Genomic DNA, 21,548 nt, shown 5'->3' with positions numbered 1-21,548 from the left:
GGGCGCTTCGCCCGGTTCGCGCGGTCTGGTCAGCCCGCCCGGGACCGGTCTAGAGGTACTCCTCGGGGTCGTCGTCCCCGCGCAGCTGCCAGGTGAGCCGCACCTGTTGGGTCTCGTAGTGCGCGGCGATCGCGTCGCGCCACGACGCGGTCCGTGTCTCCAGCGTCACGTCCATCGTGCTCACCTCCTCACCGGCCGCCCGCCCGCGGAGAAGTTCTGACCACCCAAGTGTGCGGTCCTGTCGCAGGAGGCGCATCCGGCAGCGGGCCCGGAAAGGGGCGACGAAAGTAGGAAATATCGTGCGTACCCCCAGCGGGACTCGAACCCGCACTGAGCCGATTTTAAGTCGGCTGCCTCTGCCGGTTGGGCTATGGGGGCAGGTCGCGCCCGCTCATCCTAGGCGGGGCCGGCGGTCGCCCGGCAGCGGTCGAGGACGTCGTCGAGCATGGTCTCGGTGAGCCGGCCGGTGAAGGTGTTCTGCTGGGACACGTGGTAGGACCCGATGAGGCGGACCTCCCGCCCACCGGGGGTGCGGACGACGGCCTCCGCGCCGTGGCCGAAGTGCGGGCGCGGGCGCGGCACCTGCCAGCCGAGGGCGACGAGCGCGGCGAGCGTCGCCTGCCAGGCGATGGCGCCCAGCGCGAGCACCGCCGTCGTCGTCGGCTCCATGAGGGTGATCTCCCGCTCCAGCCACCCGCTGCACGCGGCGCGCTCGTCGGGGCTGGGCTTGTTGTCCGGCGGGGCGCAGCGAACGGCTGCGACCATGCGCGCGCCGGTGAGCTCCAGCCCGTCGTCGGCGGCCCGCGACTCCGCCTGGTTGGCGTACCCGGCCCGGTGGAGCGCGGCGAAGATCCAGTCGCCCGAGCGGTCCCCGGTGAACAGGCGTCCGGTGCGGTTGGCCCCGTGCGCGGCGGGCGCGAGCCCGACGACGAGGAGGTGGCCCTGCGGGTCGCCGAAGCCCGGCGCGGGGCGGCCCCAGTACGTCTCGTCGGCGAAGGCACGGCGCTTGACGTCGGCGACGTGCTCGCGCCACCCGACCAGCCGCGGGCACGCGCAGCAGACGGTGGAGCGGGCGTCGAGGGTCAGGAGGTCCGGGCTGCCGGCAGCCAGGCGCCGCACGCCGGCCGCGGACCGCGCCACGGGAGTCTGCGGCGTGGCGCGGTCACCGGGCCACCCGCTCCCCGCCGCGACGAATCCCATGGTGCCCATCATGCCCGGCGGCCGCGCCGGGCGGTCAGCGCAGGCTGAGGGCGATGCCGTCGAGGATGTCGTGCTCGCTCGTGCGGACGATCGGCGTGCGGCCGGTCGCCCGGCTGACGAACTCGACGACCTCCGCCCAGATGAGCGCGCCGGCGCCGATGACGTCCACCCGGCCCGGGTGCATGAAGCCCATGGCCGCGCGCTCCTGCCGGGAGGCGTGGAGCAGTGCGTCGCACGAGGCGAGGACGGCCTCGGGGGTGAGCTCCGCGCCGTCGATGCGGGTGCGGTCGTACTGCGGCAGACCCAGGGCGTGCGCGGTCACCGTCGTCACCGAGCCGGCGACCCCGACGATGGTGCGCACGTCCTCCAGCGGCAGCTCGGCCTCCACCTGGGCGAGCAGCTCGCGCACGTCCTTGCGGGCGGCCTTGACCTGCTTGGGGGTGGGTGGGTCGGCGCGCAGGTGGCGCTCGGTGAGCCGGACGCTGCCCATCTTCACCGAGATGCCGGAGCTGGGGACGTCGTCGCCGAGGACGAACTCGGTCGACCCGCCCCCGATGTCGACGACGAGGAGCGGACGCGGCTGGTCGGGGTCCATGACGCTCGCGGCGCCGGCGTAGGACAGCGCGGCCTCCTCCTGCCCGCTGATGACCTCGGGCTCCACGCCGAGCAGGGCGCGCACCCCGCTGACGAAGGTGTGGCTGTTGCCGGCGTCGCGCGTGGCGGAGGTGGCGACGAACCGGGTCGTCTCGACGTCGCGGTCGCGGCAGATCTGCGCGTAACGGCGCACCGCGTCCAGCGTCCGCTCGAGGGCGGCGGGGTCGAGCATGCCGGTGCGGTCCACGCCCTGGCCCAGACGCACGACCTCCATGTGCCGCTCGACCTCGACGAGCGGGCCGCGGCGGGTGACGTCGGCGATGAGCAGACGGATGGAGTTCGTCCCGCAGTCGATGGCGGCGACGCGCGTCATCGGTCCGTCTCCTCGCTCGCGACCTCGGTGGCGCAGGTGCAGCGGTCGGGCCGCCAACGGGGGCGGAGCAGCTCCAGAGCCTCGTCACCGAGCGGGTTCACGCCCGGACCCACGGCCAGGGAGTGCCCCACGAGCACGTGGAGGCACTTGACGCGGGTGGGCATCCCGCCGGCGGAGACACCGGCGATCTCGGGCACCTCGCCGAGCTCGGCGCGGCGGGCGAGGTAGTCCTCGTGGGCCGCGCGGTAGGCGGCGGCCAGCGCCTCGTCCGTCTCCAGCCGCTCGGTCATCTCGCGCATGACGCCCTCGGCCTCGAGGGTGCTCACGGCACGCACGACGGCCGGCTCGGTGAGGTAGAAGGTCGTGGGGAAGGGCGTACCGTCCTCCAGCCGCGGCGCGGTCCGCACGACGAGCGGCCGGCCGCAGACGCACCGCGCGGCGATGCCCACGACCCCTCGTGGGAGGCGGCCCAGCTGCTGGGCCAGCACGTCGAGGTCCGCAGGGGTCACGGGTTGCGCGTCGGTCACCGGCTGATTCTCCCTCACGGAGGGGCCGGGCACGAAACGTCCTACTCAGGCTCCTGCGCGCCGGGGACCGCCTGGCCGGCCATCGCCACCGACTCCCACAGCGCGAGGTACCAGGGGGCGTCCTCCATGCCCGGGACGCCCGAGGCCTCGAGCTCGGCCTCCGCGTCCGTGCCGACGACGGTCTCGGGGTCGACGACGCGGAAGGTCTGCTCCCCGGGCATGACGTAGCCGAGCCGGTCGCGGGCCTGCGCCTGGACGAACGTCTCGTCCTGCCACTGCTCGAGCTCGAGCTCGAGGGCCGCGGTGCGCTCCTCGGCTGCCTCGATGTCGGCGCCGAGCTCACGCAGCTGCTCCTGCTGCTCGACCGCGTGGCGCAGGGTCGGCGCGAGGACGATGAACGCGATGAGGACGACGACGAACAGCCCGAGCCCGCGCAGCGTGATCGTCGGGCTCGTCGCCTCCTCGTGCGGGTCCTCCCGGGCCGCCTTGGCCGCCGGCGCGGCCGGCGAGGGGCGCGAGGAGCCGGTGGCCCGGCTCGCGGAGGTGCGGGAGGGGCCGGCGGGCCGCTGCTGCGCTGCGGGGCCGCCGCGCCGTGCTCCGGCCGAGGGCGGGCGTGCGCTCGCGGGACGTGCGGCACCGCCCGTGCCGCGACGTCCGGTCGGGCGACGCGCTGTCATGGGGTCCATCGTCCCTCACGCCGGGCAGTGGCGCGGGGAGGCCCCGCGCGTGAGTCGTGGCACGCCGACGGCCCGGCACCGCCGTGGCGGTACCGGGCCGTCGAGTGGTGCGTCAGGCCCGCGGGAAGGCGGAGCGGCCGGCGTAGACGCCGGCGTCGTCGAGCTCCTCCTCGATGCGCAGGAGCTGGTTGTACTTGTTGATGCGCTCGCCACGGGCGGGCGCGCCGGTCTTGATCTGGCCGGCGTTGACCGCGACCGACAGGTCGGCGATCGTCGTGTCCTCGGTCTCACCGGAGCGGTGGGAGACCATCGCGGTGAAGCCGTTGCGCTGCGCGAGCGAGACGGCGTCGAGGGTCTCGGTCAGGGTGCCGATCTGGTTGAGCTTGACGAGCAGCGAGTTCGCCGCGCGCAGCTCGATGCCCTTGGCGAGGCGCTCGGGGTTGGTGACGAACAGGTCGTCGCCGACGATCTGCACCCGGTTGCCGACGCCGGAGACGAGCTGGGCCCAGCTGTCCCACTCGTCCTCGCTCAGCGGGTCCTCGATGGAGACCAGCGGGTAGTCCGCGACGAGCTGGGTGTAGTAGGCCACCATCTCCTCGGGGGTGGTCGCCTTGCCCTCGAACTGGTAGGCGCCGTCCTTGAAGAACTCGGTCGCGGCGACGTCGAGCGCCAGCGCGATGTCCTCGCCCGGCGTGAAGCCGGCCTTCTCGATCGCCTCGAGGATGAGGTCGAGGGCGGCGCGGTTGCTCTCGAGGTTCGGCGCGAAGCCGCCCTCGTCACCCAGGCCGGTGGCCAGGCCGCGGCTCTTGAGCACGGACTTCAGGGAGTGGTAGGTCTCCGCACCCCAGCGCAGCGCCTCCTTGAAGCTCGCGGCGCCGACCGGCGCCACCATGAACTCCTGGATGTCGACGTTGGAGTCCGCGTGGGACCCACCGTTGAGGATGTTCATCATCGGCACGGGCAGGACGTGCGCGTTCGGCCCACCGATGTAGCGGAAGAGGGACAGCCCGGCGCTCTCGGCCGCGGCGCGGGCCACGGCGAGGGAGACGCCGAGGATCGCGTTGGCGCCCAGCTTGCCCTTGTTGGGGGTGCCGTCCAGGTCGATGAGGGCCTGGTCGAGGATGCGCTGCTCACTCGCCTCCAGGCCCAGGACCTCGGGGGCGATGTCGTCGACGACGGCGTTCACGGCGTCCTGGACGCCCTTGCCGAGGTAACGACCCTTGTCACCGTCACGACGCTCGACGGCCTCGAACGCGCCGGTCGAGGCGCCCGACGGCACCTCTGCGCGGGCGACGGTGCCGTCGTCCAGCGCGACCTCGACCTCCACGGTGGGGTTGCCGCGCGAGTCGAGGATCTCGCGGGCTCCAACGGCCTCGATGCTGGCCACGGATGTCTCCTTCATGTCGACGTCTTGGTTGTCTCGTTCAACGATAGTCGCGCTTGCGGGAACGGCACCGGGACCTCCGTCAGGCGGGACCGCTCCGCCGTCCCTGCAGACCGCGCAGGTGGGCCCGCAGCGCCGCCTCGGCGTCCAGCCCTGCGGCGTCGGCCCGCAGGACGAGCGCCATGAGCTCGCGGCCGAGCGCCGCCTCCGGGTCCGCGGCGGGGTGGGCCGGCCCGAGGAGCTCGGCGTCCTGGCTGCCCTCGCGGCGCAGCCGCCGGGCGATCTTCTGCGCCCGGGCGAGGGCGGGCAGGGCCACCGGGATCCCGGTGAGGACGTCCTGGCCCTCGCGCTCCTGCTTCTTGATCTCGTGCCACGCGGTCTCGACCTCGGCCGCCGAGGAGGCGGCGGCGTCGGCGAAGACGTGCGGGTGGCGACGGTGGAGCTTGTCGAGCAGCTCCTGGGCGACGTCGGCGAGGTCGAACGGCTCCTGCGGGTGCTCCTGCGCCACCCTGGCGTGGAAGACCACCTGGAGCAGGAGGTCGCCGAGCTCACCGCGCAGGGCGGCGCGGTCCTCGGCCTCGGCCGCCTCGGCGAGCTCGTAGGCCTCCTCGATGGCATACGGCGCCAGCGAGCGGTGGGTCTGCTCGGCGTCCCAGGGGCAGCCGCCCGGCGAGCGCAGGCGGTCCATCGCGGCGACGACCGCGGCGAGCGCGTCGTCGGTTCGCGGCCCGGTCACGACAGGGGCTGGACCAGGGTCGGGGACGGGGCGATCCACGGGAGCGCCTCGGGGACGACCTGGCCGGCGGGGTCGAACGTCCCGTAGCGCGGGTTGACGTCGACGTCTGCCTCGGCGATGCGCAGGTTGACGGTCTCCATGGCCGGGGCGCCGACCGGGGAGATGCTCATCTCCTGGTTGACGATGGTCATCTTCGCGATGTCCAGGACGCCGGTGCCGTAGCCGTCCTCGGGGACGGGCAGCCCGCTGGCCTCGGCCTGCCGGTCGAGCAGCGCGGCAGCCTGCTCGTCGGAGGCGGCGACGCCGAACTCGGCGGCGACGTCGAGGATGATCGGGGCGACGACGAGCGTGGACAGCATCGTCGGGGCGTCCACCTCCTGGCCGGTGACGGCCGCGAAGTCCTCGACCGCACGGTCGAGCTCGTTCTCGCTGATCCGCTCACCGTTCACGAGGGCAGCCGCCCCGGGGTGGGCGCCGCAGCCGCCGAGCGCGAGTGCGGACAGCAGCGCGGCAGCGGCGATGCCGCGGCTCAGCCTCGTCGAAGTCACCGTGAAACCTCCCTCATCACGCCGGCGCGCGCCGGCCCCGTCCATCGTACGGGAGTGCGGGGGCGGTCAGCGGAGGTCGTGGTCGACGGCGCCGCAGCTCTCACAGAAGTAGTCGCGGGTACGGGCCCAGCCACCGGAGTCCGGGCAGTAGACCTCGATGCCGTCGCGGTCGACCCCCTCGGGCGGTGCGTCCGGCCCGGGAACCGCGACGTCGGTGGTGGGGCGCTCGGTGAGTACGGCGGTCATGGTGTCTCCTCTCCGTCCCTCTCACTGTCACACCGGCCACCGACATCGCCGGTCGCGCCACGCCGGGCGCGTGCGACGCGCACCGGCTCCGGGCGCGGGACCATGGACGCAGCGGAGGCCCCTCGGACTAGGGATCCGAGGGGCCTCGCTGGTCCCGGTGCTCGGGCGGTCAGGAGCGTCGTGCGCCCGGCCTCGTGGGCCGCCCGGGAGCCGTACGGCAGGGTCCGTGCAGCCCCCGCGACGCGCCTCGCGGGCCGGTCGGATCTCCCCGTCCGGTGCTGCCGTTATCCGGCCGCATCGACCTCACCTCTGGGCGCCGCCCTGGACCGTGGCCCCGGGCTGAGCGCCTGTCGGCGAGCTCGATGGCTCATGTGTAGTCCCCGTCACACTCGGCCCGCAAGGGGTTCGCGGCACCGAATGTCAGCCGCCCGTCAACCCACAGCTCGGTCCACAGGGCGACGTGCAGGTTCACCACTTACCCACACGCCTGTGGACAGAATCTGTGGACAGAGGTCAGCTGGTGGCGACCTGCGCGGCCGCCGCGACCGACCCGCTGAGCACGGCGTCGATGAGCTCGCCGGCCCACACCAGCAGCGCGGCGTCGTGCAGCGGCTTGCCGCCCACCTTCGCCGTCGTCGGGAACGGGACGAGGATCGTGCGGATCGCCGGCTTGAGGACCGTGCCCGGGTAGAGGCGCTTGAGGCGCAGCTGCGCGGACTCGGGCAGCTCGACCGGAGCGAAGCGCACGTACCTGCCCTGGGCGGTGATGTCGGTGAGCCCGACCGCACGCGCCCGGGTGCGCAGCGCCGCCACCGCGAAGAGCCGCTCCACCTGCTCGGGCACCGGCCCGTAGCGGTCGGTGAGCTCGGCGCGGATCGCGTCGATGTCGGCGTCGTCGTCCGCGGCGGAGATCTTCGCGTAGGCCTCCAGGCGCAGCCGCTCGTGCTCGATGTACTCGTGCGGGATGTGCGCGTCGACCGGGAGCTCGATCTTCACCTCCGCCTTCTCCTGCTCCTTCTCCCCGCGGAACTCCGCGACGGCGTCGGCCACCATGCGCACGTACAGGTCGAACCCGACCCCGGCGATGTGGCCGGACTGCTCCCCGCCGAGGAGGTTGCCCGCGCCGCGGATCTCGAGGTCCTTCATCGCCACCTGGATGCCGGCGCCCAGCTCGGTGTGCGAGGCGATGGTCGCGAGCCGGTCGTGCGCCGTCTCGGTGAGCGGCTTCTCCGGCGGGTAGAGGAAGTAGGCGTAGGCGCGCTCGCGCCCGCGCCCGACCCGCCCGCGCAGCTGGTGGAGCTGGGACAGGCCGAAGGTGTCGGCGCGGTCGACGATGAGGGTGTTGGCGTTGGAGATGTCCAGGCCCGTCTCGACGATCGTCGTGCACACGAGGACGTCGAACTCCTTGTTCCAGAAGTCCTGGATGACCCTCTCGAGCTGGTGCTCCCCCATCTGCCCGTGCGCCACGGCCACCCGCGCCTCGGGGACGAGCTCGGCGATGCGCTGCGCGGCCCGCTGGATCGAGGACACCCGGTTGTGGACGAAGAACACCTGGCCCTCGCGGAGCATCTCGCGCCGCACGGCCGCAGCCACCTGCTTCTCCTCGTAGGGGCCCACGTAGGTGAGGATCGGGTGGCGCTCCTCCGGCGGCGTCGCGAGCGTCGACATCTCGCGGATGCCGGTGATCGCCATCTCCAGGGTGCGCGGGATCGGCGTCGCGCTCATCGCGAGGACGTCGACGTCGGTGCGCAGCTGCTTGAGCGTCTCCTTGTGCTCGACGCCGAAGCGCTGCTCCTCGTCGATGACGACGAGGCCGAGGTCCTTGAACCGGACCTCGCCGGTGAGCAGGCGGTGGGTGCCGATGACGACGTCGACCTTGCCGTTGCTCAGACCCTCACGGATGGCGGCGGCCTCGGCGTCGCTCTGGAAGCGCGACAGGGCGCGGACCTCGACCGGGAAGCCGGCGTAGCGCTCGGAGAAGGTGTCGAAGTGCTGCTGGACGAGCAGCGTCGTCGGCACGAGGACGGCCACCTGCTTGCCGTCCTGGACCGCCTTGAAGGCCGCCCGGACGGCGATCTCGGTCTTGCCGTACCCGACGTCGCCGGACAGCAGGCGGTCCATGGGCATCTCGCGCTCCATGTCCGCCTTGACCTCCTCGATGGTGACGAGCTGGTCGGGGGTCTCGACGTAGGGGAAGGCGTCCTCGAGCTCACGCTGCCACGGGGTGTCCGGGCCGAAGGCGTGGCCCTTGGTCGAGGCGCGCGCCGCGTACAGGCGGATGAGCTCGGCGGCGATCTCGCGGACCGCCTTGCGCGCCCGGCTCTTCGTCCTGGCCCAGTCCGCGCCGCCCATCTTGCTCACGGTCGGCGCCTCGCCACCGGAGTACTTCGTCACCTGGTCCAGGGACTCGGTGGGCACGAAGAGGCGGTCCCCCGGCTGCCCCCGCTTGGAGGAGGCGTACTCGATGACGAGGTACTCGCGCGTCGTCGCGTCCTTGCCGCGCCCGACGGTCCGCTGGACGAGCTCGATGAACCGGCCCACGCCGTGCTGCTCGTGGACGACGTAGTCCCCCGGCCGCAGCGCGAGCGGGTCGACGACGCCGCGGCGCCGCGAGGGCATCTTGCGCATGTCGCGCGTGGAGGTGCCGGCGCGGCCGGTGATGTCGGACTCGGTGACGACGGCGAGGCGCAGGTCGGTGGCGACGAAGCCACGCGGGACCGCCGCCGTCGTCACGAGGACGACGCCGCCCGGCGGCTCCTCGAGGACGTCCTCCACCTGCCGGGCCGGCACGTCCGCGTCGGCGAGCTGCTCGACCATGCGGCGCGCCTGGCCCGGGCCCTGGGTGGTGATGAGCAGGCGCCAGCCCTCGTGGGTGAGGGAGCGCAGGTCGGCGAGGGCGCGCGGCACGTCGCCCCGGTAGGGCTCGACGTCGCGCGCGGCGACGGTCTCGCTGCTCTCCTCCCCCTCCTCCACGGGCGGCAGCTCGGCCGACAGCGTGGTGAGGTCCCACCAGCCGAGCCCGCGGGCGAGGGCGAGCTCGTGGGTGTCCTCGAGGGTGGCGAAGGACGCCTCGCGCAGCTGCAGCGGGGTCTGGCCGCCCGCCGCCGCCGACGCCCAGGCCGCGGCGAGGAACTCCTCGGTCGTGGCCACGAGGTCGTGGGCGCGCCGCCGGACGCGCTCCGGCTCGGACATGACGACGAGGGTGTCGTCGGGGACGAGGCCGAGGACCGGCTCCATGCCGTCGACGAGCAGCGGCGCCAGGGACTCCATGCCCTCGACGGCGATGCCCTCACCGAGCCGCTCGAGCATGTCGGCCGCGCCGGGCATGTCCCCGACGAGCGCCTTGGCCCGCGCCCGCACGGCGCCGGTCAGCAGCATCTCGCGGGCCGGCGGGGCCCAGAGGTTGTGGTCGGCGACGTCGAGGCTGCGCTGGTCCGCGACGGAGAACCAGCGGATCTCCTCGACCGTGTCGCCCCAGAACTCCAGGCGCAGCGGGTGGTCCTCGGCGGGCGGGAAGACGTCGAGGATGCCGCCGCGGACGGCGAACTGGCCGCGCGACTCGACCATGTCGACCCGTGAGTAGGCGGCTGCGGTGAGGGCGGCGGCGACGTCCTCGAGGGGCCGCTCGTCGCCGACGGACAGCTCGACCGGCTCGAGGTCGCCGAGTCCCTTGATCACCGGCTGGAGGAGCGCGCGGACCGGCACGACGAGGACGCGGATCGGCCCGGTGCGGCCGACGCCGGGATGGGCCAGACGCCGGAACACGGCGATCCGGCGGGCCACGGTGTCGCTGCGCGGGGAGAGCCGCTCGTGCGGGAGGGTCTCCCAGGCGGGCAGCACCGCGACGTCGTCGTCGGGGAGGAAGTTGCGCAGCGCGGCGGCGGCGTCGTCGGCCTCGCGGCCGGTCGCGGTGACGATGACGACGGGACGGTCCGCCGACGTCTCCCCGCCCGTGATGGCGGCCACCAGCGCGGCGCGCAGGCCGAGCGGGATGCTGACCGTCCGCTCGCCGCCGTGCGCGGCGGCCGCGACCGAGCGGGCGAAGGCCGGGTCGGCGAGCAGCGGGGGGATGAGTCCGGTGAGTCGCATGGGTCCTCGCGCAGGTGGGCAGCACAGCAGCCCCGCATCCTGTGCAGGAGCGGGGAACCAGACAATCCTACGTCGCCCACCGGGCGGCGGCGCGGCACCCCAGCCGCCCTCGCTGCCGGGCGGAGCGTCCTTTGGCACACTGGGCCCATGGCCCGACTCGTCGAGCTCCACCCCCAGGACCCCCAGCCACGCCGGCTCGGGCAGGTCGTCGACGTGCTGCGCGGCGGCGGTCTCATCGCCTACCCCACCGACTCGGGCTACGCCCTCGGTGCACGGCTGGGCAGCAAGGAGGCGCTCAACCGGATCCGCGAGATCAGGCGCCTGGACGACAAGCACCACTTCACCCTCATGTGCGCGACGCTCGCGCAGGCGGGCACGTTCGTCATCCTCGACAACCGCGACTTCCGGCTCGTGAAGTCGCTGACCCCCGGCCCCTACACGTTCATCGTCAAGGCGACGAAGGACGTGCCGCGGATGATGCTCCAGCCGCGCAAGCTCACGGTCGGGGTGCGCGTGCCGGACCACCGGGTCGCACTCGCCATCCTCGGTGAGCTCGGGGAGCCCATGCTCACCTCGACCCTCATCCTCCCGGGCGCCGAGGAGCCGATGTCCGAGGGCTGGGTGGTGGACGACGAGATCGGCCGCCTCCTCGACGTCGTCGTCGACGCGCCGGTGACGTCCGTCGACCCGACGACCGTCGTCGACCTCACGTCGGGGGCGCCCGAGGTCATCCGCGAGGGCGCCGGGGACGTCTCCCGCTTCGGCTGAGTCAGGCGGTGTGCAGCCGCAGCTGCGCCTTCTCCAGCCCGAGCGTGAGGACGTCCTCGACGGCGTCGGCCGCCTCCTCGAGCGTGACGAGCAGCTCGGGGCGCTCCGCGGTCGCGAAGTCGCGCAGGACGAAGTCGGCGGCGTCCATGCGGCCCGGCGGACGGCCGATGCCCACCCGCAGGCGGACGTAGTCCCGTGTGCCGATCGAGCTGGAGATCGAGCGCAGGCCGTTGTGCCCGCCCTCACCGCCCCCGCGCTTGAGCCGCAGCGTGCTCGGGGGCAGGTCGAGCTCGTCGTGGACGACGAGCAGCCGCTCGGCCGGGATGTCGTAGAAGCGCAGCAGCGCGCTCACCGGACCGCCGGAGAGGTTCATGAACGTGCCCGGCACGGCCAGGACCGCGCGCGGTCCGGGTGCACCTCCGGGCAGGACCCCGAGGCGGACGTCGGCGACGTGCGCCCGGGCCTTGTGGGTGGTGAGGGTCGAGCCGGCGCGCCGCGCCAGGGTGTCGATGACCATCCGCCCGACGTTGTGACGGTTGCCGGCGTACTTCGGCCCGGGGTTGCCGAGCCCGACGACGAGCCAGGTGTCGCTCATGCCCTCTCCCTGAACAGACGTGAGCCCACGTCACGCCCGAGGGCGTGACGTGGGCAGACGGTCTCAGTCCTCGGTCGAGTCCGCGCCGGCGGCCGCGCCGGCCTCGGCGGCAGCCTCGTCGGCGGCCAGGTCGTCCGCGGTCGCGCGCGGGGTGGAGATGACGACGACCTCGTGCTCCGGGTCGACGTCGATCGTCGCGCCCTCGGGGCGCGGGATGTCGGCGACGCGCACGATGGTGCCGTCCGTGAGGCCCTCGACGGAGACCTCGATGACCTCCGGGATGTCGGTGGCCGGGACGGTGATGGTCAGGGTGCCCAGCTCGGTCTGGTGGATCGTGCCGGGGGCCGACTCGCCGACGACGTGGACGGGCACCTCGACGGTGACCCTCTCGCCCTTGCGGACGATGACGAAGTCGACGTGCTCGATGGTGCGGCGGACCGGGTCGCGCTGGATGTGCTTGGCGAGCGCGAGCTGCTTGGTGCCGTCGAACTCCAGGGTGATGAGCGCGTTCGCGTTGTCCTTGAGGACGAGGAACGTGTCGTGGGAGGGCAGCGCGAGGTGGCGCGGCGCCTCGCCGTGGCCGTACAGGACGGCGGGGATGAGGTTCGCGCGGCGGGTGCGGCGCGCGGCACCCTTGCCGAACTCGGTGCGAACGGTAGCGGTGAGGGTGAGGCTGTCGGCCACGGGAACTCCTGTTGGGCGTCGGGACTGCGGCGGGCCAGGGCGGGGCGACACGAGGCGCCCTGTGGCACCACCGCGTCGATCACGGAGCCGGGTGTCCGGTCTCCCTCGCCGAGGCAACCGGTCGATGATACACGAGTTCCCCGCCCCGGTTCGAGCGCGCGCGATCGTGACGAGCGCAACCATGACCGCACGCGCGCTCGGCGGGCTCACCCGCGCTCGGCGCGCTCACCCGCCCTGAGGGGCACCACGCCCGCCCCGCTCATCAGGCGGGCGAAGGTGGCGCGGTCGAGCGCCTGCGCCCAGGTCCAGCGCACCACCCCGTTGCCCAGCCGGCGCAGGCGGTCCTCGCGCAGCTTCTCCCGCCACAGCGCCTCACGCGTGGCCGCCTCGTCACCGCCGAGCGCCCGGCCGAGCTTCACCTTCCCGTCGAACTCGCCGACGAGCCGCAGCCGGGGCCACCAGAAGTCCGTCCGCCCGACGAAGCCGCGATCGTCGACGAACTCCTTCTGGAGGACGGGCATCGGCAGGTCCAACGTGATGACCTGCGCTCGGCTGAGCGACTCCCCGACGGACTCCGACCTCCCGTCGGCGTGCTCGACGACCGCCCGTGCGCGGCGGATGCCGCGTGTTCCGGCCAGGCGCTCGACCTCCGCCTCGAGCGCCTCGCGCGTCACCATGCCGTGCCGCAGTGCGTGGTCCGCGCTCGCGAGCGCAGAGGCGAAGCTGCGGACACGGCCCAGGTCGACGACGGTCCGGGCGACGGAGGTCACCGCGACCCCGTCGACGAGGAGGACGTCGGGCGGGAAGCGGGTCCCGTGCCGCACGACGTGCGCACTGCTCCGCCCGCCGGCGCCGGCCTCCTCGAGGACGTGCATGACGCGTGGCCAGTCGCCGATGACCGGCAGGCCCAGCACAACCGCCGCCGACTCCCGGGCCAGGGGTGCCGAGACCTTCATCGTCTCCACCGTGGCCCGGACGTAGAGGGCGTAGCGCCGGTCCTTCCCCGACGTCTCCCACTCCTCGCGCGTGACGTAGGTGCCGTGCCGGACCCTGATGAAGCCCGACGCGGGTCGCCGAGGGTCGAGGCCCCGCAGGACGGCCTGGCGGGTGTGGAGGAGCACGGTCGGGGGGACGTCCATCCGGTGAGCGTGGAGCACCTGCGCCCACCGGTACCGGGACCGAAGGAGCACTGGTGGACCAGCCCTCCGCCACCCGGCCCGGTGCAGCACCTCGTCGCCCGCGACCGCGTACGAGGACCCCGACCGCGTACGAAGACAGCGACCGCGGGTGCCATGGCACCCGCGGTCGTCAGTCTTGGTCGCGCTCGGCGTCGGCCGGCGCGGTCGCTCAGGCGTTGCCGTCGAAGAGGCTGGTGACCGAGCCGTCGTCGAACACGGCGCGGATCGCGCGGGCGAGCAGCGGCGCGATCGGCAGGACGGTGAGCTGCGGGAACCGCTTGGCCGGGTCCAGCGGGAGGGTGTCGGTGATGACGACCTCGCGCGCGCCGCACTCGCTGAGCCGGCGGGCGGCCGGGTCGGAGAGCACGCCGTGGGTCGCGGCGACGATGACGTCGCGCGCGCCGGCGGCCTTGACCACCTTGACGGCCTCGGCGATGGTGCCGCCGGTGTCGATGAGGTCGTCGACGAGGACGCAGTCGCGCCCCTCGACCTCACCGACGACGCGGTTGGCGACCGCCTGGTTCGGCCGGGTGATGTCGCGCGTCTTGTGGACGAAGGCCAGCGGCCCGCCGCCGAGCTTCTCGGCCCACTTCTCAGCCACCCGGATGCGCCCGGCGTCCGGGGAGACGACGGTGACGTTGCTCGTGTCGACGCGCCCGCGGACGTAGTCGGTGAGGATCGGCATGGCCCACAGGTGGTCGACCGGTCCGTCGAAGAAGCCCTGGACCTGCGCCGCGTGGAGGTCCACCGACATGAGGCGGTCGGCGCCGGCGGTCTTGAACATGTCCGCGATGAAGCGCGCGGAGATGGGCTCGCGCCCGCGGTGCTTCTTGTCCTGCCGGGCGTAGGGGTAGAACGGGGCGATCACGGTGATCCGCTTGGCCGAGGCGCGCTTGAGCGCGTCGACCATGAGGAGCTGCTCCATGATCCACTGGTTGATCGGGTTCGTGTGCGACTGGAGCACGAAGGCGTCCGAGCCGCGCACGCTCTCCTCGAACCGCACGTAGATCTCGCCGTTGGCGAAGTCGTAGGCGGTCGTGGGCACGAGCTCGGTGCCCAGCTCGTCGGCGACCGCGGTAGCCAGCGCAGGGTGTGCACGTCCGGAGAGGAGGACGAGTCGCTTCTCGCCGCGTGAGGTGATGCCAGTCATCGCTCGGTGCCGCTCCCGTTTTCGGTGGGGGTGTGCCCGTCCCGGGGGACGGCCACGTCGTGGTTCCCGCGGGCCAGCTCGGCCCGGGCCTGGGGGGAGAGCTCCTTCTCGGCGTCGCCCTCGAGCGCCTTGCTCGCGGCCTCGGCCGAAGGGGTGCCCGGCCTGCGCCGCAGCACCCAGCCCTCGATGTTCCGCTGAGTGGTCGAGTTGATCGCCAGCGCGCCCGGCGGCACGTCCTTGAGCAGGACCGTGCCCGCGCCGGTGTAGGCGCCGTCACCGATCGTGATGGGAGCGATGAACATGTTGTCCGACCCGGTGCGGGCGTTGGAGCCCACCTTCGAGCGGTGCTTGTTCACGCCGTCGTAGTTGACGAAGACGGAGGCGGCGCCGATGTTCGTGCCCTCCCCGATCTCCGCGTCGCCGACGTAGGACAGGTGCGGCACCTTGGAGCCGGCGCCGATCTGCGCGTCCTTCGTCTCGACGAACGTGCCGATCTTGCCGCGCTCGCCGAGCACGGTGTCCTGGCGCAGGTAGGCGAAGGGGCCGACGGTCGCCCGCGCGCCGATGCGGGCGCTGAAGCCGTGCGTGCGCACGACCGTGGCCTCCGCCCCGACGACGACGTCGCGCAGGGTGGTGTCCGGGCCGATCTCGGCACCCTCCTCGACCGTCGTCGTCCCGTGGAGCTGGGTGCCGGGGTGGATGGTGACGTCGCGGGCGAGCTGCACGTCGACGTCGATCCACGTCGTGGCCGGGTCGACGACGGTGACGCCCTCGCGCATCCAGCCGGTGACGATCCGGCGGTTGAGCTCGGCGCCGATCTCGGCGAGCTGGGCGCGGTCGTTGACGCCGGTGACGAGCCACTGGTCCTCGACGACGAGCGCGCGCACCCGCTTGCCGGAGCGGTGGGCGAGGGCGACGACGTCGGTGAGGTAGACCTCGCCCTGGTCGTTCGCGTCGTCCACCTGGGTGAGCGCCTCACGCAGGACCGCGGCGTCGAAGACGTAGATCGAGGTGTTGACCTCGTCGATCTCGCGCTGCTCGGGGGTCGCGTCGCGCTCCTCGACGACGCCGACGACGTCGCCGTTCTCGTCGCGCACGACCCGCCCGTACCCGTACGGGTCGGGCAGCCGGGTGCTGAGCAGGGTGACGGCGTTGCCGTCGGCCTCGTGGGCCTCGAGCAGCTGGCCCAGCGTGCCGGAGTCGAGGAGCGGCACGTCGCCGGCGGTGACGACGACCGGCCCGGAGACCACGCTGCCGTGGGCCTCGGTCCGCGAGCCGGACAGGAGCGCGGCGCCCGCCTGCTCCTTGGCGTCGAGCACCCCGAGCGCGCACTGCACGGCGCGCCCGGTCCCGGGGATCGCGTCCTGGTCCACGACGACGACGCCGGGCAGCTCGGCCTCGGCGTGCGCGGCGACGGCGTCGCGCTCGTGGCGGACGACGACGGCGAGGCGCTGGGGCTCGAGCTCGGCACCGGCGCGCAGCGCGAAGCCGAGGAGGCTGCGGCCGGCGATGCGGTGGAGGACCTTCGGGGTCCGGGACTTCATCCGGGTGCCCTCACCTGCGGCGAGGACGATGACGGCGGCTGGCTGGGCACTCACTCGAGTGGGCTCCCTCGTCGGGTCCTGCCCGGGGTTGTCCCCGGGCTTCGTGCAGGGCCACTCTATCGCCGCCGGGCCGCGCGGTGGTTGGCACGAACGGCTCCCGGTCGCCCGGAGGCGGGCCGGGGGACGTCGCGAGGCACGGCTCCGCCCCCAGGATTCGAACCCGGACCTCAAGGCACCAAAGGCCTGCGTGCTGCCGTTACACCAGGGCGGAACGCGTCGCCACGGCGACGCAGCGCCCAGTCTGCCAAACCCGCGGGCCCGCCCGGACCCTCCGCACGGCATGATGGCCTCGTGGCCAGTGACCGATCTCGCACCTCCCGTGCCCGTATGACGGCGGGCCAGCGCCGTGAGCAGCTGCTCGACGTCGGCCGCGCCCTCTTCGCCGAGAAGGGCTTCGAGGGTACGAGCGTGGAGGAGATCGCCGCTCGCGCCTCGGTCTCCAAGCCCGTCGTCTACGAGCACTTCGGCGGCAAGGAGGGCGTGTACGCCGTCATCGTCGACCGGGAGCTGCAGAAGCTGCTGGTCGCGCTGAGCGGGGCGCTGGAGACCGGCGGGCACCCCAAGCGCATTGTCGAGCGAACCGCGATGGCCCTGCTGGAGTACATCGAGGAGAACACCGACGGGTTCCGCATCCTCGTGCGTGACTCGCCCGTGGCGCAGGCGACGGGCACCTTCTCCTCCCTCATCGGCGACGTCGCCACGCAGGTGGAGCACCTCCTCGCCGACCAGTTCCGCCGCCGCGGCCTGCCGACGGTGACCGCACCGATCTACGCCCAGATGCTCGTCGGGATGATCGCCCTCACCGGGCAGTGGTGGCTCGAGGCGCGCAGCCCCGACCGGGAGACCGTCGCCGCGCACCTCGTCAACCTCGCGTGGAACGGGCTGAGCTCGCTGGAGGCCGCCCCGCACCTCACCGGCCTGCCGGACGTCTCACCGACGCCCTGAACCGCGATCCCCGGAACGTCCACCCCCTAGAATCGCGGCGACCGAGGCCCCGTGATGACGGAAGAGGACATGGCCAGACTCGAGTTCGACCACCTGAACAAGGCGTACGGGTCACTCCGTGCGCTCACCGACCTCACCTTCTCCGTCGACGCCGGGGAGATCTTCGGCTTCGTCGGCTCGAACGGTGCGGGCAAGACCACCGCGATGCGGATCGCGCTCGGCGTGCTCTCGGCGGACTCCGGCGAGGTGCGCTGGCAGGGACGCCCCCTCGACCTCGAGATGCGCCGTCGCGTCGGCTACATGCCCGAGGAGCGCGGCCTGTACCCGAAGATGAAGGTCGGCGAGCAGCTCGTCTACCTCGCCCGCCTCCACGGCATGGGCGCGAAGGACGCCGTCGCGGCGATGGAGCAGTGGACCGAGCGGCTCGGCGTCGCCGCCCGCCGCGGGGACAACGTCGAGAAGCTCTCCCTCGGCAACCAGCAGCGCGTCCAGCTCGCCGCGGCCCTCGTCCACGACCCGGAGATCCTCGTCCTCGACGAGCCGTTCTCCGGTCTGGACCCGGTGGCCGTCGACGTCATGAGCTCGGTCCTCGTCGAGCGCGCCGCCGCCGGCGTGCCGGTGATCTTCTCCTCCCACCAGCTCGACCTCGTCGAGCGGCTGTGCGACCGCGTCGGCATCGTCCGCGCGGGCCAGATGGTCGCGCTCGGGACGAAGGAGGAGCTGCGTCGGACGCCGAACGCCCGCTGGCGCGCCGTGGTCCACGGCGCCGCACCCGGGTGGGCGCGGCTGGTCCCGGGCGCCCGGGTGCTGTCCGACGACGGCCGCGAGGTCGTCGTCGAGCTCACCGGGAACACCGAGGGCGTGGAGCAGCCCTTCCTCCGGGCGGCGACGGCCGCCGGGGCGCTGCGGGAGTTCAGCCCGGTGGTCCCCTCCCTCGCCGACCTCTTCCGCCACGTCGTGAGCGAGACCCAGGAGAAGGACGCAGCATGAGCACCCAGGACCGCACGAGCCGGAACTCCACGTTCGCGAACATCGGGATGGTCGCCCGCCGCGAGATCAAGGCGCGCTTCCTCACCAAGGCGAACCTCATCTCACTGGCTGTCATGCTCGTCGTCATCGTCGCGGGCGTGTTCGTCCTCGACTACTTCGCCGGCCGGGAGGGCGACGACGGGCCGGACTTCACCGTCGGTGTCGACCAGTCCGTCGCCGACCTCACGCCCCAGCTCGAGGCCGCCGGCCTCGCGCTCGGCACGACGCTCGAGATCGAGCCGATGACGCAGGCGGAGGCCGAGCCCGCCCTCGCCGAGGACCTCGACGCGTTCCTCGTCGGTGACCCGAGCCGCCCGGAGATGCTCGTCGAGGAGGACGCCGACCAGGAGCTTCTCGCGATCGTCTCCGGCGCCGTCCAGGCGCACGTCCTCGCCGACCAGGTCATCGACCTCGGCGGCGACCCGGCGGCCTTCAACGCCGAGCTCGCGTCCGCGGGCCCGCAGGTGGTGTCGAGCTCGGGGGACGAGGCCGACCAGTTCGGTCCGGAGTACCTCGTCGCCATCGTCGCGATCTCCCTGCTCCTCTTCTCGCTCATCAGCGCCGGCTCGCTCATCGCCGTCGGCGTCGTGGAGGAGAAGACCTCGCGCGTCGTGGAGATCCTCCTGTCGACGATCCGGCCCGCGGAGCTGCTCGCCGGCAAGATCCTCGGCATCGGCGTCGTCAGCCTCGGCCAGGTGGTCATCCTCGGCGCCGCGGCGACGATCCCGGCGGCGATGACCGGGCTGTTCGACGGCTTCGAGATCGACCTCGGCTGGACGATGCTGCTCGTCGTGCTGTGGTTCCTCCTCGGCTACCTCATCTTCTCCCTGCTCTTCGGCGGGTTCGCCGCACTCGTCTCGCGGCAGGAGGAGATCGGCGCGGTGACCACGCCCCTGACGTTCCTCATGTTCGTGCCGTTCTACCTGGCGATGTTCATGGTGACGGCGAACCCCGACAGCACCCTGGTCAAGGTGCTGTCGCAGATCCCGTTCTTCTCCCCGTTCATGATGCCGGTGCGCGACGTGTACGGCGGGGTGCAGACCTGGGAGATGGCCCTCGCCTTCGGCATCGCCATCGCGACCGTCCCGGTCCTCGTGTGGATCGCCGGGCGGGTCTACCGCCGGGGCGTCCTCCACACCGGTGGCCGGATGAAGCTGACCGAGGCGCTGCGCGGCTGACGCCGTCGTCCTCCTGGAGCCGGGTCCCCACCGCGGGGGCCCGGCTCCTGCCGTCCACGCCCAGGAGCGCTGCCGGAGGGTCGGGAGTGAGCGCCCGGCGCCTGATGGCTCTACTTATCTCGACGTCGAGTAATCTCGGGTCATGGTCGAGGGACAGGATGAGGTCGACCGGATCGTTGCGGCCTGGGGCCGGGAGCGTCCGGACCTCGACCCACGCCCGCTGCACGTCTTCTCCCGGGTCTCGCGCCTCTCCCGGCGCCTGGACCTCGCGCGCCGCCGCGTCTTCCTCGACCACGACCTCGAGGGCTGGGAGTTCGACGTCCTGTCGGCCCTGCGCCGCGCCGGGGAGCCCTACGAGCTCACCGCCGGGCGGCTGCTCAACGAGACCCTCGTGTCCTCGGGCACGATGACGAACCGGATCGACCGCATGGTGGCGCACGGCCACGTCGTGCGGGCCGTGGGCACGACCGACCGGCGCGTCGTCCTCGTCCGCCTCACGCCGCTGGGCAAGGAGAAGGTCGACGCCGCGATGGCCGACCTGCTCGACTCCGAGGAGCGGCTGCTCACCGAGCTCTCGCCGCAGGAGGCCGAGCAGCTGAGCGCGCTGCTGCGCCGCCTGCTCCTGCCGCTCGACCGCTGAGTCAGCCCGCCGGCCCTCCCGGCGGGGTGACGTTGTGGTTGAACCGGAAGACGTTGCCCGGGTCGTAGGCCGCCTTGACCTCGCGCAGCCGGTCGAGGACGCCCGGGTAGGCCGCGGCGACGTCCTCGGGCGTGGCCCCCGACATGAAGTTCACGTACCCGGCACCGGAGAGACCGACGGCGCGGCTGGCCTCGTCGACCCAGTCCTGGGCGGTGGGGACGGCGGTGGAGTCCTGGACGAGCGCGCTCACCGTCACCATGACGTCCCTGTCCCGGTGGGCGAACGCGGTCGCCTCCGGCGGGGTCCGGCCGATCGCCCCGCCGAGGGGCCGCAGGTTGAAGGCGGCGAACATGCCGGCGGTCGCGAGTGACCGGAGCGCCGCCTCCCCGAACCGCTCGTCGAGACGCCCGGTGAAGCCGGTGCGCATCACCGGGTAGGCGGGCTGCGGCGGCGTCGGCGGCCCGCGGAGCAGGTCGGGGTAGGAGTGCGTGTCGAGCGCCTCCACCAGCGGCTGGCCGATGGCCCGCAGCGGCGCGAGCGCGTCCTCGGCGTCCTGCGGCGCGCCGGACCAGCACGCCAGGACGAGCATGACCGGCCGGCCGTGCAGCTCGGGCGGGAGGAACGGCAGCGGTGGCGCGACGAGGAGGTTGACCATGGCGCTGAGCCCGTCGGGGGCGTCGAGCACCGCGTCGACAGCGGCGACGAGCCGGGCGGGCGAGGGCGCGAAGGCGAGCATGCCGCCGGTGACGACGGCCGTGCGGTGCAGCCGGAACGTGAGCCCGGTGACCACCCCGAAGTTGCCCCCGCCCCCGCGCAGCGCCCAGAACAGGTCGGGGTGCTCGCGCGCGTCCACGGTGAGCACGCTGCCGTCGGCGAGGACGATCTCGGCGGACTGGATGTTGTCGACGGTCAACCCGTCGCGCCGGCTGAGGAACCCGATGCCACCGCCCAGCGCCACGCCCCCGACTCCGACCGTCCCGATGTCCCCGAAGCCGGTGGCCAGCCCGTGCTTCCCCGCCACCCGGCTGTAGGCACCGGCCGTCACCCCACCGCCCGCGCGTCCCACCAGCCGGTCGGCGTCGATCGCCACGGAGTCCAGGGCGCGCACGTCGATGACGAGCGCGCCGGGCCCGGCGCTGTGCAGGGCGTAGCTGTGCCCGCCGCTGCGGACGGCGACCGGCAGACCGGCGCTGCGGGCGGCCCGCACCGCCGCCGCGACCTCCGTCGTGGAGCGCACGCGCACGACGGCGGCGGGCGGGTCGCCGGTCCGCGCGAACTGCGCGACGGTCGCCTCGGCGAAGTCGGTGGCGTCCGGGCGCAGCAGCCGGTCGGCGACGAGTCGCTCCAGGTCGGCGAACGTCGTCATCGCTGGGCCTCCCTCCCCAAGGGTCCCGATCCGGCCA

General features: G+C 73.2%; 21 protein-coding genes and 2 tRNA genes. 5 read left to right on the top strand and 18 right to left on the bottom strand.

The features are described from left to right. Positions 1-49: 49 nt before the first annotated feature. From FHE66_RS15790 to mfd, 11 genes are all read right to left on the bottom strand, one after another. Positions 50-175: a hypothetical protein gene (locus FHE66_RS15790; protein WP_255303572.1), complete on the bottom strand. Its 126-nt coding sequence runs from the start codon at positions 173-175 to the stop codon at positions 50-52. 129 nt (positions 176-304) lie between these two features. Further along, positions 305-378, bottom strand: a tRNA-Leu gene (locus FHE66_RS02005). 18 nt (positions 379-396) lie between these two features. Further along, positions 397-1,200, bottom strand: a complete 804-nt coding sequence (locus tag FHE66_RS02000; protein WP_139071317.1) for a uracil-DNA glycosylase — start codon at positions 1,198-1,200, stop codon at positions 397-399. A 34-nt stretch (positions 1,201-1,234) separates the two neighbouring features. Then, the gene (locus FHE66_RS01995) at positions 1,235-2,167 is read right to left on the bottom strand and encodes a Ppx/GppA phosphatase family protein (RefSeq protein WP_139071316.1); all 933 of its coding nucleotides are present in this window, start codon (positions 2,165-2,167) and stop codon (positions 1,235-1,237) included. After that, positions 2,164-2,694 (bottom strand): DUF501 domain-containing protein, encoded by a 531-nt coding sequence (locus tag FHE66_RS01990; protein ID WP_139071315.1) that lies wholly within the window; start codon positions 2,692-2,694, stop codon positions 2,164-2,166. Before FHE66_RS01990 ends, FHE66_RS01995 begins: the two co-directional genes overlap by 4 nt. 41 nt (positions 2,695-2,735) lie before the next feature. Continuing rightward, a complete protein-coding gene (locus FHE66_RS01985; protein WP_139071314.1) occupies positions 2,736-3,371 on the bottom strand; it encodes a septum formation initiator family protein in 636 nt (211 codons plus the stop codon). A gap of 112 nt (positions 3,372-3,483) precedes the next feature. Further along, complete coding sequence (eno, locus tag FHE66_RS01980) at positions 3,484-4,758, bottom strand: phosphopyruvate hydratase (RefSeq protein WP_139071313.1); 1,275 nt, start codon at positions 4,756-4,758, stop codon at positions 3,484-3,486. A gap of 79 nt (positions 4,759-4,837) precedes the next feature. Further along, positions 4,838-5,491, bottom strand: a complete 654-nt coding sequence (locus FHE66_RS01975; protein ID WP_255303571.1) for a MazG family protein — start codon at positions 5,489-5,491, stop codon at positions 4,838-4,840. Then, positions 5,488-6,039, bottom strand: coding sequence for a hypothetical protein (locus FHE66_RS01970; protein ID WP_139071312.1), 552 nt, complete (start codon positions 6,037-6,039; stop codon positions 5,488-5,490). Before FHE66_RS01970 ends, FHE66_RS01975 begins: the two co-directional genes overlap by 4 nt. Before the next feature lie 66 nt (positions 6,040-6,105). After that, the gene (locus FHE66_RS01965) at positions 6,106-6,285 is read right to left on the bottom strand and encodes a hypothetical protein (RefSeq protein WP_139071311.1); all 180 of its coding nucleotides are present in this window, start codon (positions 6,283-6,285) and stop codon (positions 6,106-6,108) included. Positions 6,286-6,798: 513 nt separating this feature from the next. After that, positions 6,799-10,374: a transcription-repair coupling factor gene (gene mfd, locus FHE66_RS01960; protein WP_139071310.1), complete on the bottom strand. Its 3,576-nt coding sequence runs from the start codon at positions 10,372-10,374 to the stop codon at positions 6,799-6,801. A gap of 147 nt (positions 10,375-10,521) precedes the next feature. Here mfd and FHE66_RS01955 point away from each other — a divergent pair, with 147 nt between their 5' ends. Continuing rightward, positions 10,522-11,142 carry an L-threonylcarbamoyladenylate synthase gene (locus tag FHE66_RS01955; protein WP_139071309.1) on the top strand — a complete coding sequence of 207 codons (621 nt, stop codon included), beginning with the start codon at positions 10,522-10,524 and terminating at the stop codon, positions 11,140-11,142. 1 nt (position 11,143) lies between these two features. Here the strand turns inward: FHE66_RS01955 and pth are convergent, their stop codons facing one another. The 6 genes from pth to FHE66_RS01925 all read right to left on the bottom strand — a co-directional run bounded on the left by pth (position 11,144) and on the right by FHE66_RS01925 (position 16,564). After that, positions 11,144-11,737 carry an aminoacyl-tRNA hydrolase gene (pth, locus tag FHE66_RS01950; RefSeq protein ID WP_139071308.1) on the bottom strand — a complete coding sequence of 198 codons (594 nt, stop codon included), beginning with the start codon at positions 11,735-11,737 and terminating at the stop codon, positions 11,144-11,146. A gap of 63 nt (positions 11,738-11,800) precedes the next feature. Next, positions 11,801-12,421 (bottom strand): 50S ribosomal protein L25/general stress protein Ctc, encoded by a 621-nt coding sequence (locus FHE66_RS01945; RefSeq protein ID WP_230976510.1) that lies wholly within the window; start codon positions 12,419-12,421, stop codon positions 11,801-11,803. A gap of 206 nt (positions 12,422-12,627) precedes the next feature. Next, positions 12,628-13,560 (bottom strand): hypothetical protein, encoded by a 933-nt coding sequence (locus FHE66_RS01940; RefSeq protein WP_139071306.1) that lies wholly within the window; start codon positions 13,558-13,560, stop codon positions 12,628-12,630. Positions 13,561-13,768: 208 nt separating this feature from the next. Then, positions 13,769-14,749, bottom strand: coding sequence for a ribose-phosphate diphosphokinase (locus tag FHE66_RS01935; RefSeq protein ID WP_139071305.1), 981 nt, complete (start codon positions 14,747-14,749; stop codon positions 13,769-13,771). Then, positions 14,746-16,347, bottom strand: coding sequence for a bifunctional UDP-N-acetylglucosamine diphosphorylase/glucosamine-1-phosphate N-acetyltransferase GlmU (glmU, locus tag FHE66_RS01930; protein WP_139071304.1), 1,602 nt, complete (start codon positions 16,345-16,347; stop codon positions 14,746-14,748). The genes FHE66_RS01935 and glmU overlap by 4 nt, the downstream gene beginning before the upstream one ends. A gap of 145 nt (positions 16,348-16,492) precedes the next feature. Continuing rightward, positions 16,493-16,564, bottom strand: a tRNA-Gln gene (locus FHE66_RS01925). A gap of 116 nt (positions 16,565-16,680) precedes the next feature. On the opposite strand from FHE66_RS01925, the gene FHE66_RS01920 reads away from it, so the two are divergent. The 4 genes from FHE66_RS01920 to FHE66_RS01905 all read left to right on the top strand — a co-directional run bounded on the left by FHE66_RS01920 (position 16,681) and on the right by FHE66_RS01905 (position 20,145). After that, entirely contained in the window at positions 16,681-17,298 is a 618-nt protein-coding gene (locus tag FHE66_RS01920) for a TetR/AcrR family transcriptional regulator (RefSeq protein WP_139071303.1), read from the top strand. 69 nt (positions 17,299-17,367) lie between these two features. Then, positions 17,368-18,288 carry an ABC transporter ATP-binding protein gene (locus FHE66_RS01915; protein WP_139071302.1) on the top strand — a complete coding sequence of 307 codons (921 nt, stop codon included), beginning with the start codon at positions 17,368-17,370 and terminating at the stop codon, positions 18,286-18,288. Then, positions 18,285-19,505 carry an ABC transporter permease gene (locus FHE66_RS01910; protein ID WP_139071301.1) on the top strand — a complete coding sequence of 407 codons (1,221 nt, stop codon included), beginning with the start codon at positions 18,285-18,287 and terminating at the stop codon, positions 19,503-19,505. The genes FHE66_RS01915 and FHE66_RS01910 overlap by 4 nt, the downstream gene beginning before the upstream one ends. A 142-nt stretch (positions 19,506-19,647) precedes the next feature. Further along, the gene (locus FHE66_RS01905) at positions 19,648-20,145 is read left to right on the top strand and encodes a MarR family winged helix-turn-helix transcriptional regulator (protein ID WP_139071300.1); all 498 of its coding nucleotides are present in this window, start codon (positions 19,648-19,650) and stop codon (positions 20,143-20,145) included. Between the two features lies 1 nt (position 20,146). Here the strand turns inward: FHE66_RS01905 and FHE66_RS01900 are convergent, their stop codons facing one another. After that, positions 20,147-21,511: an FAD-binding oxidoreductase gene (locus tag FHE66_RS01900; RefSeq protein ID WP_139071299.1), complete on the bottom strand. Its 1,365-nt coding sequence runs from the start codon at positions 21,509-21,511 to the stop codon at positions 20,147-20,149. Positions 21,512-21,548 lie beyond the last annotated feature (37 nt).

Source organism: Georgenia sp. 311 (assembly GCF_006151955.1).
In the GTDB taxonomy this organism is placed as follows: Bacteria; Actinomycetota; Actinomycetes; order Actinomycetales; family Actinomycetaceae; genus Oceanitalea; species Oceanitalea wutianyii.
Note: the sequence above shows the minus strand (reverse complement) of the source record. Positions and strands in the feature narration are given on the sequence as shown.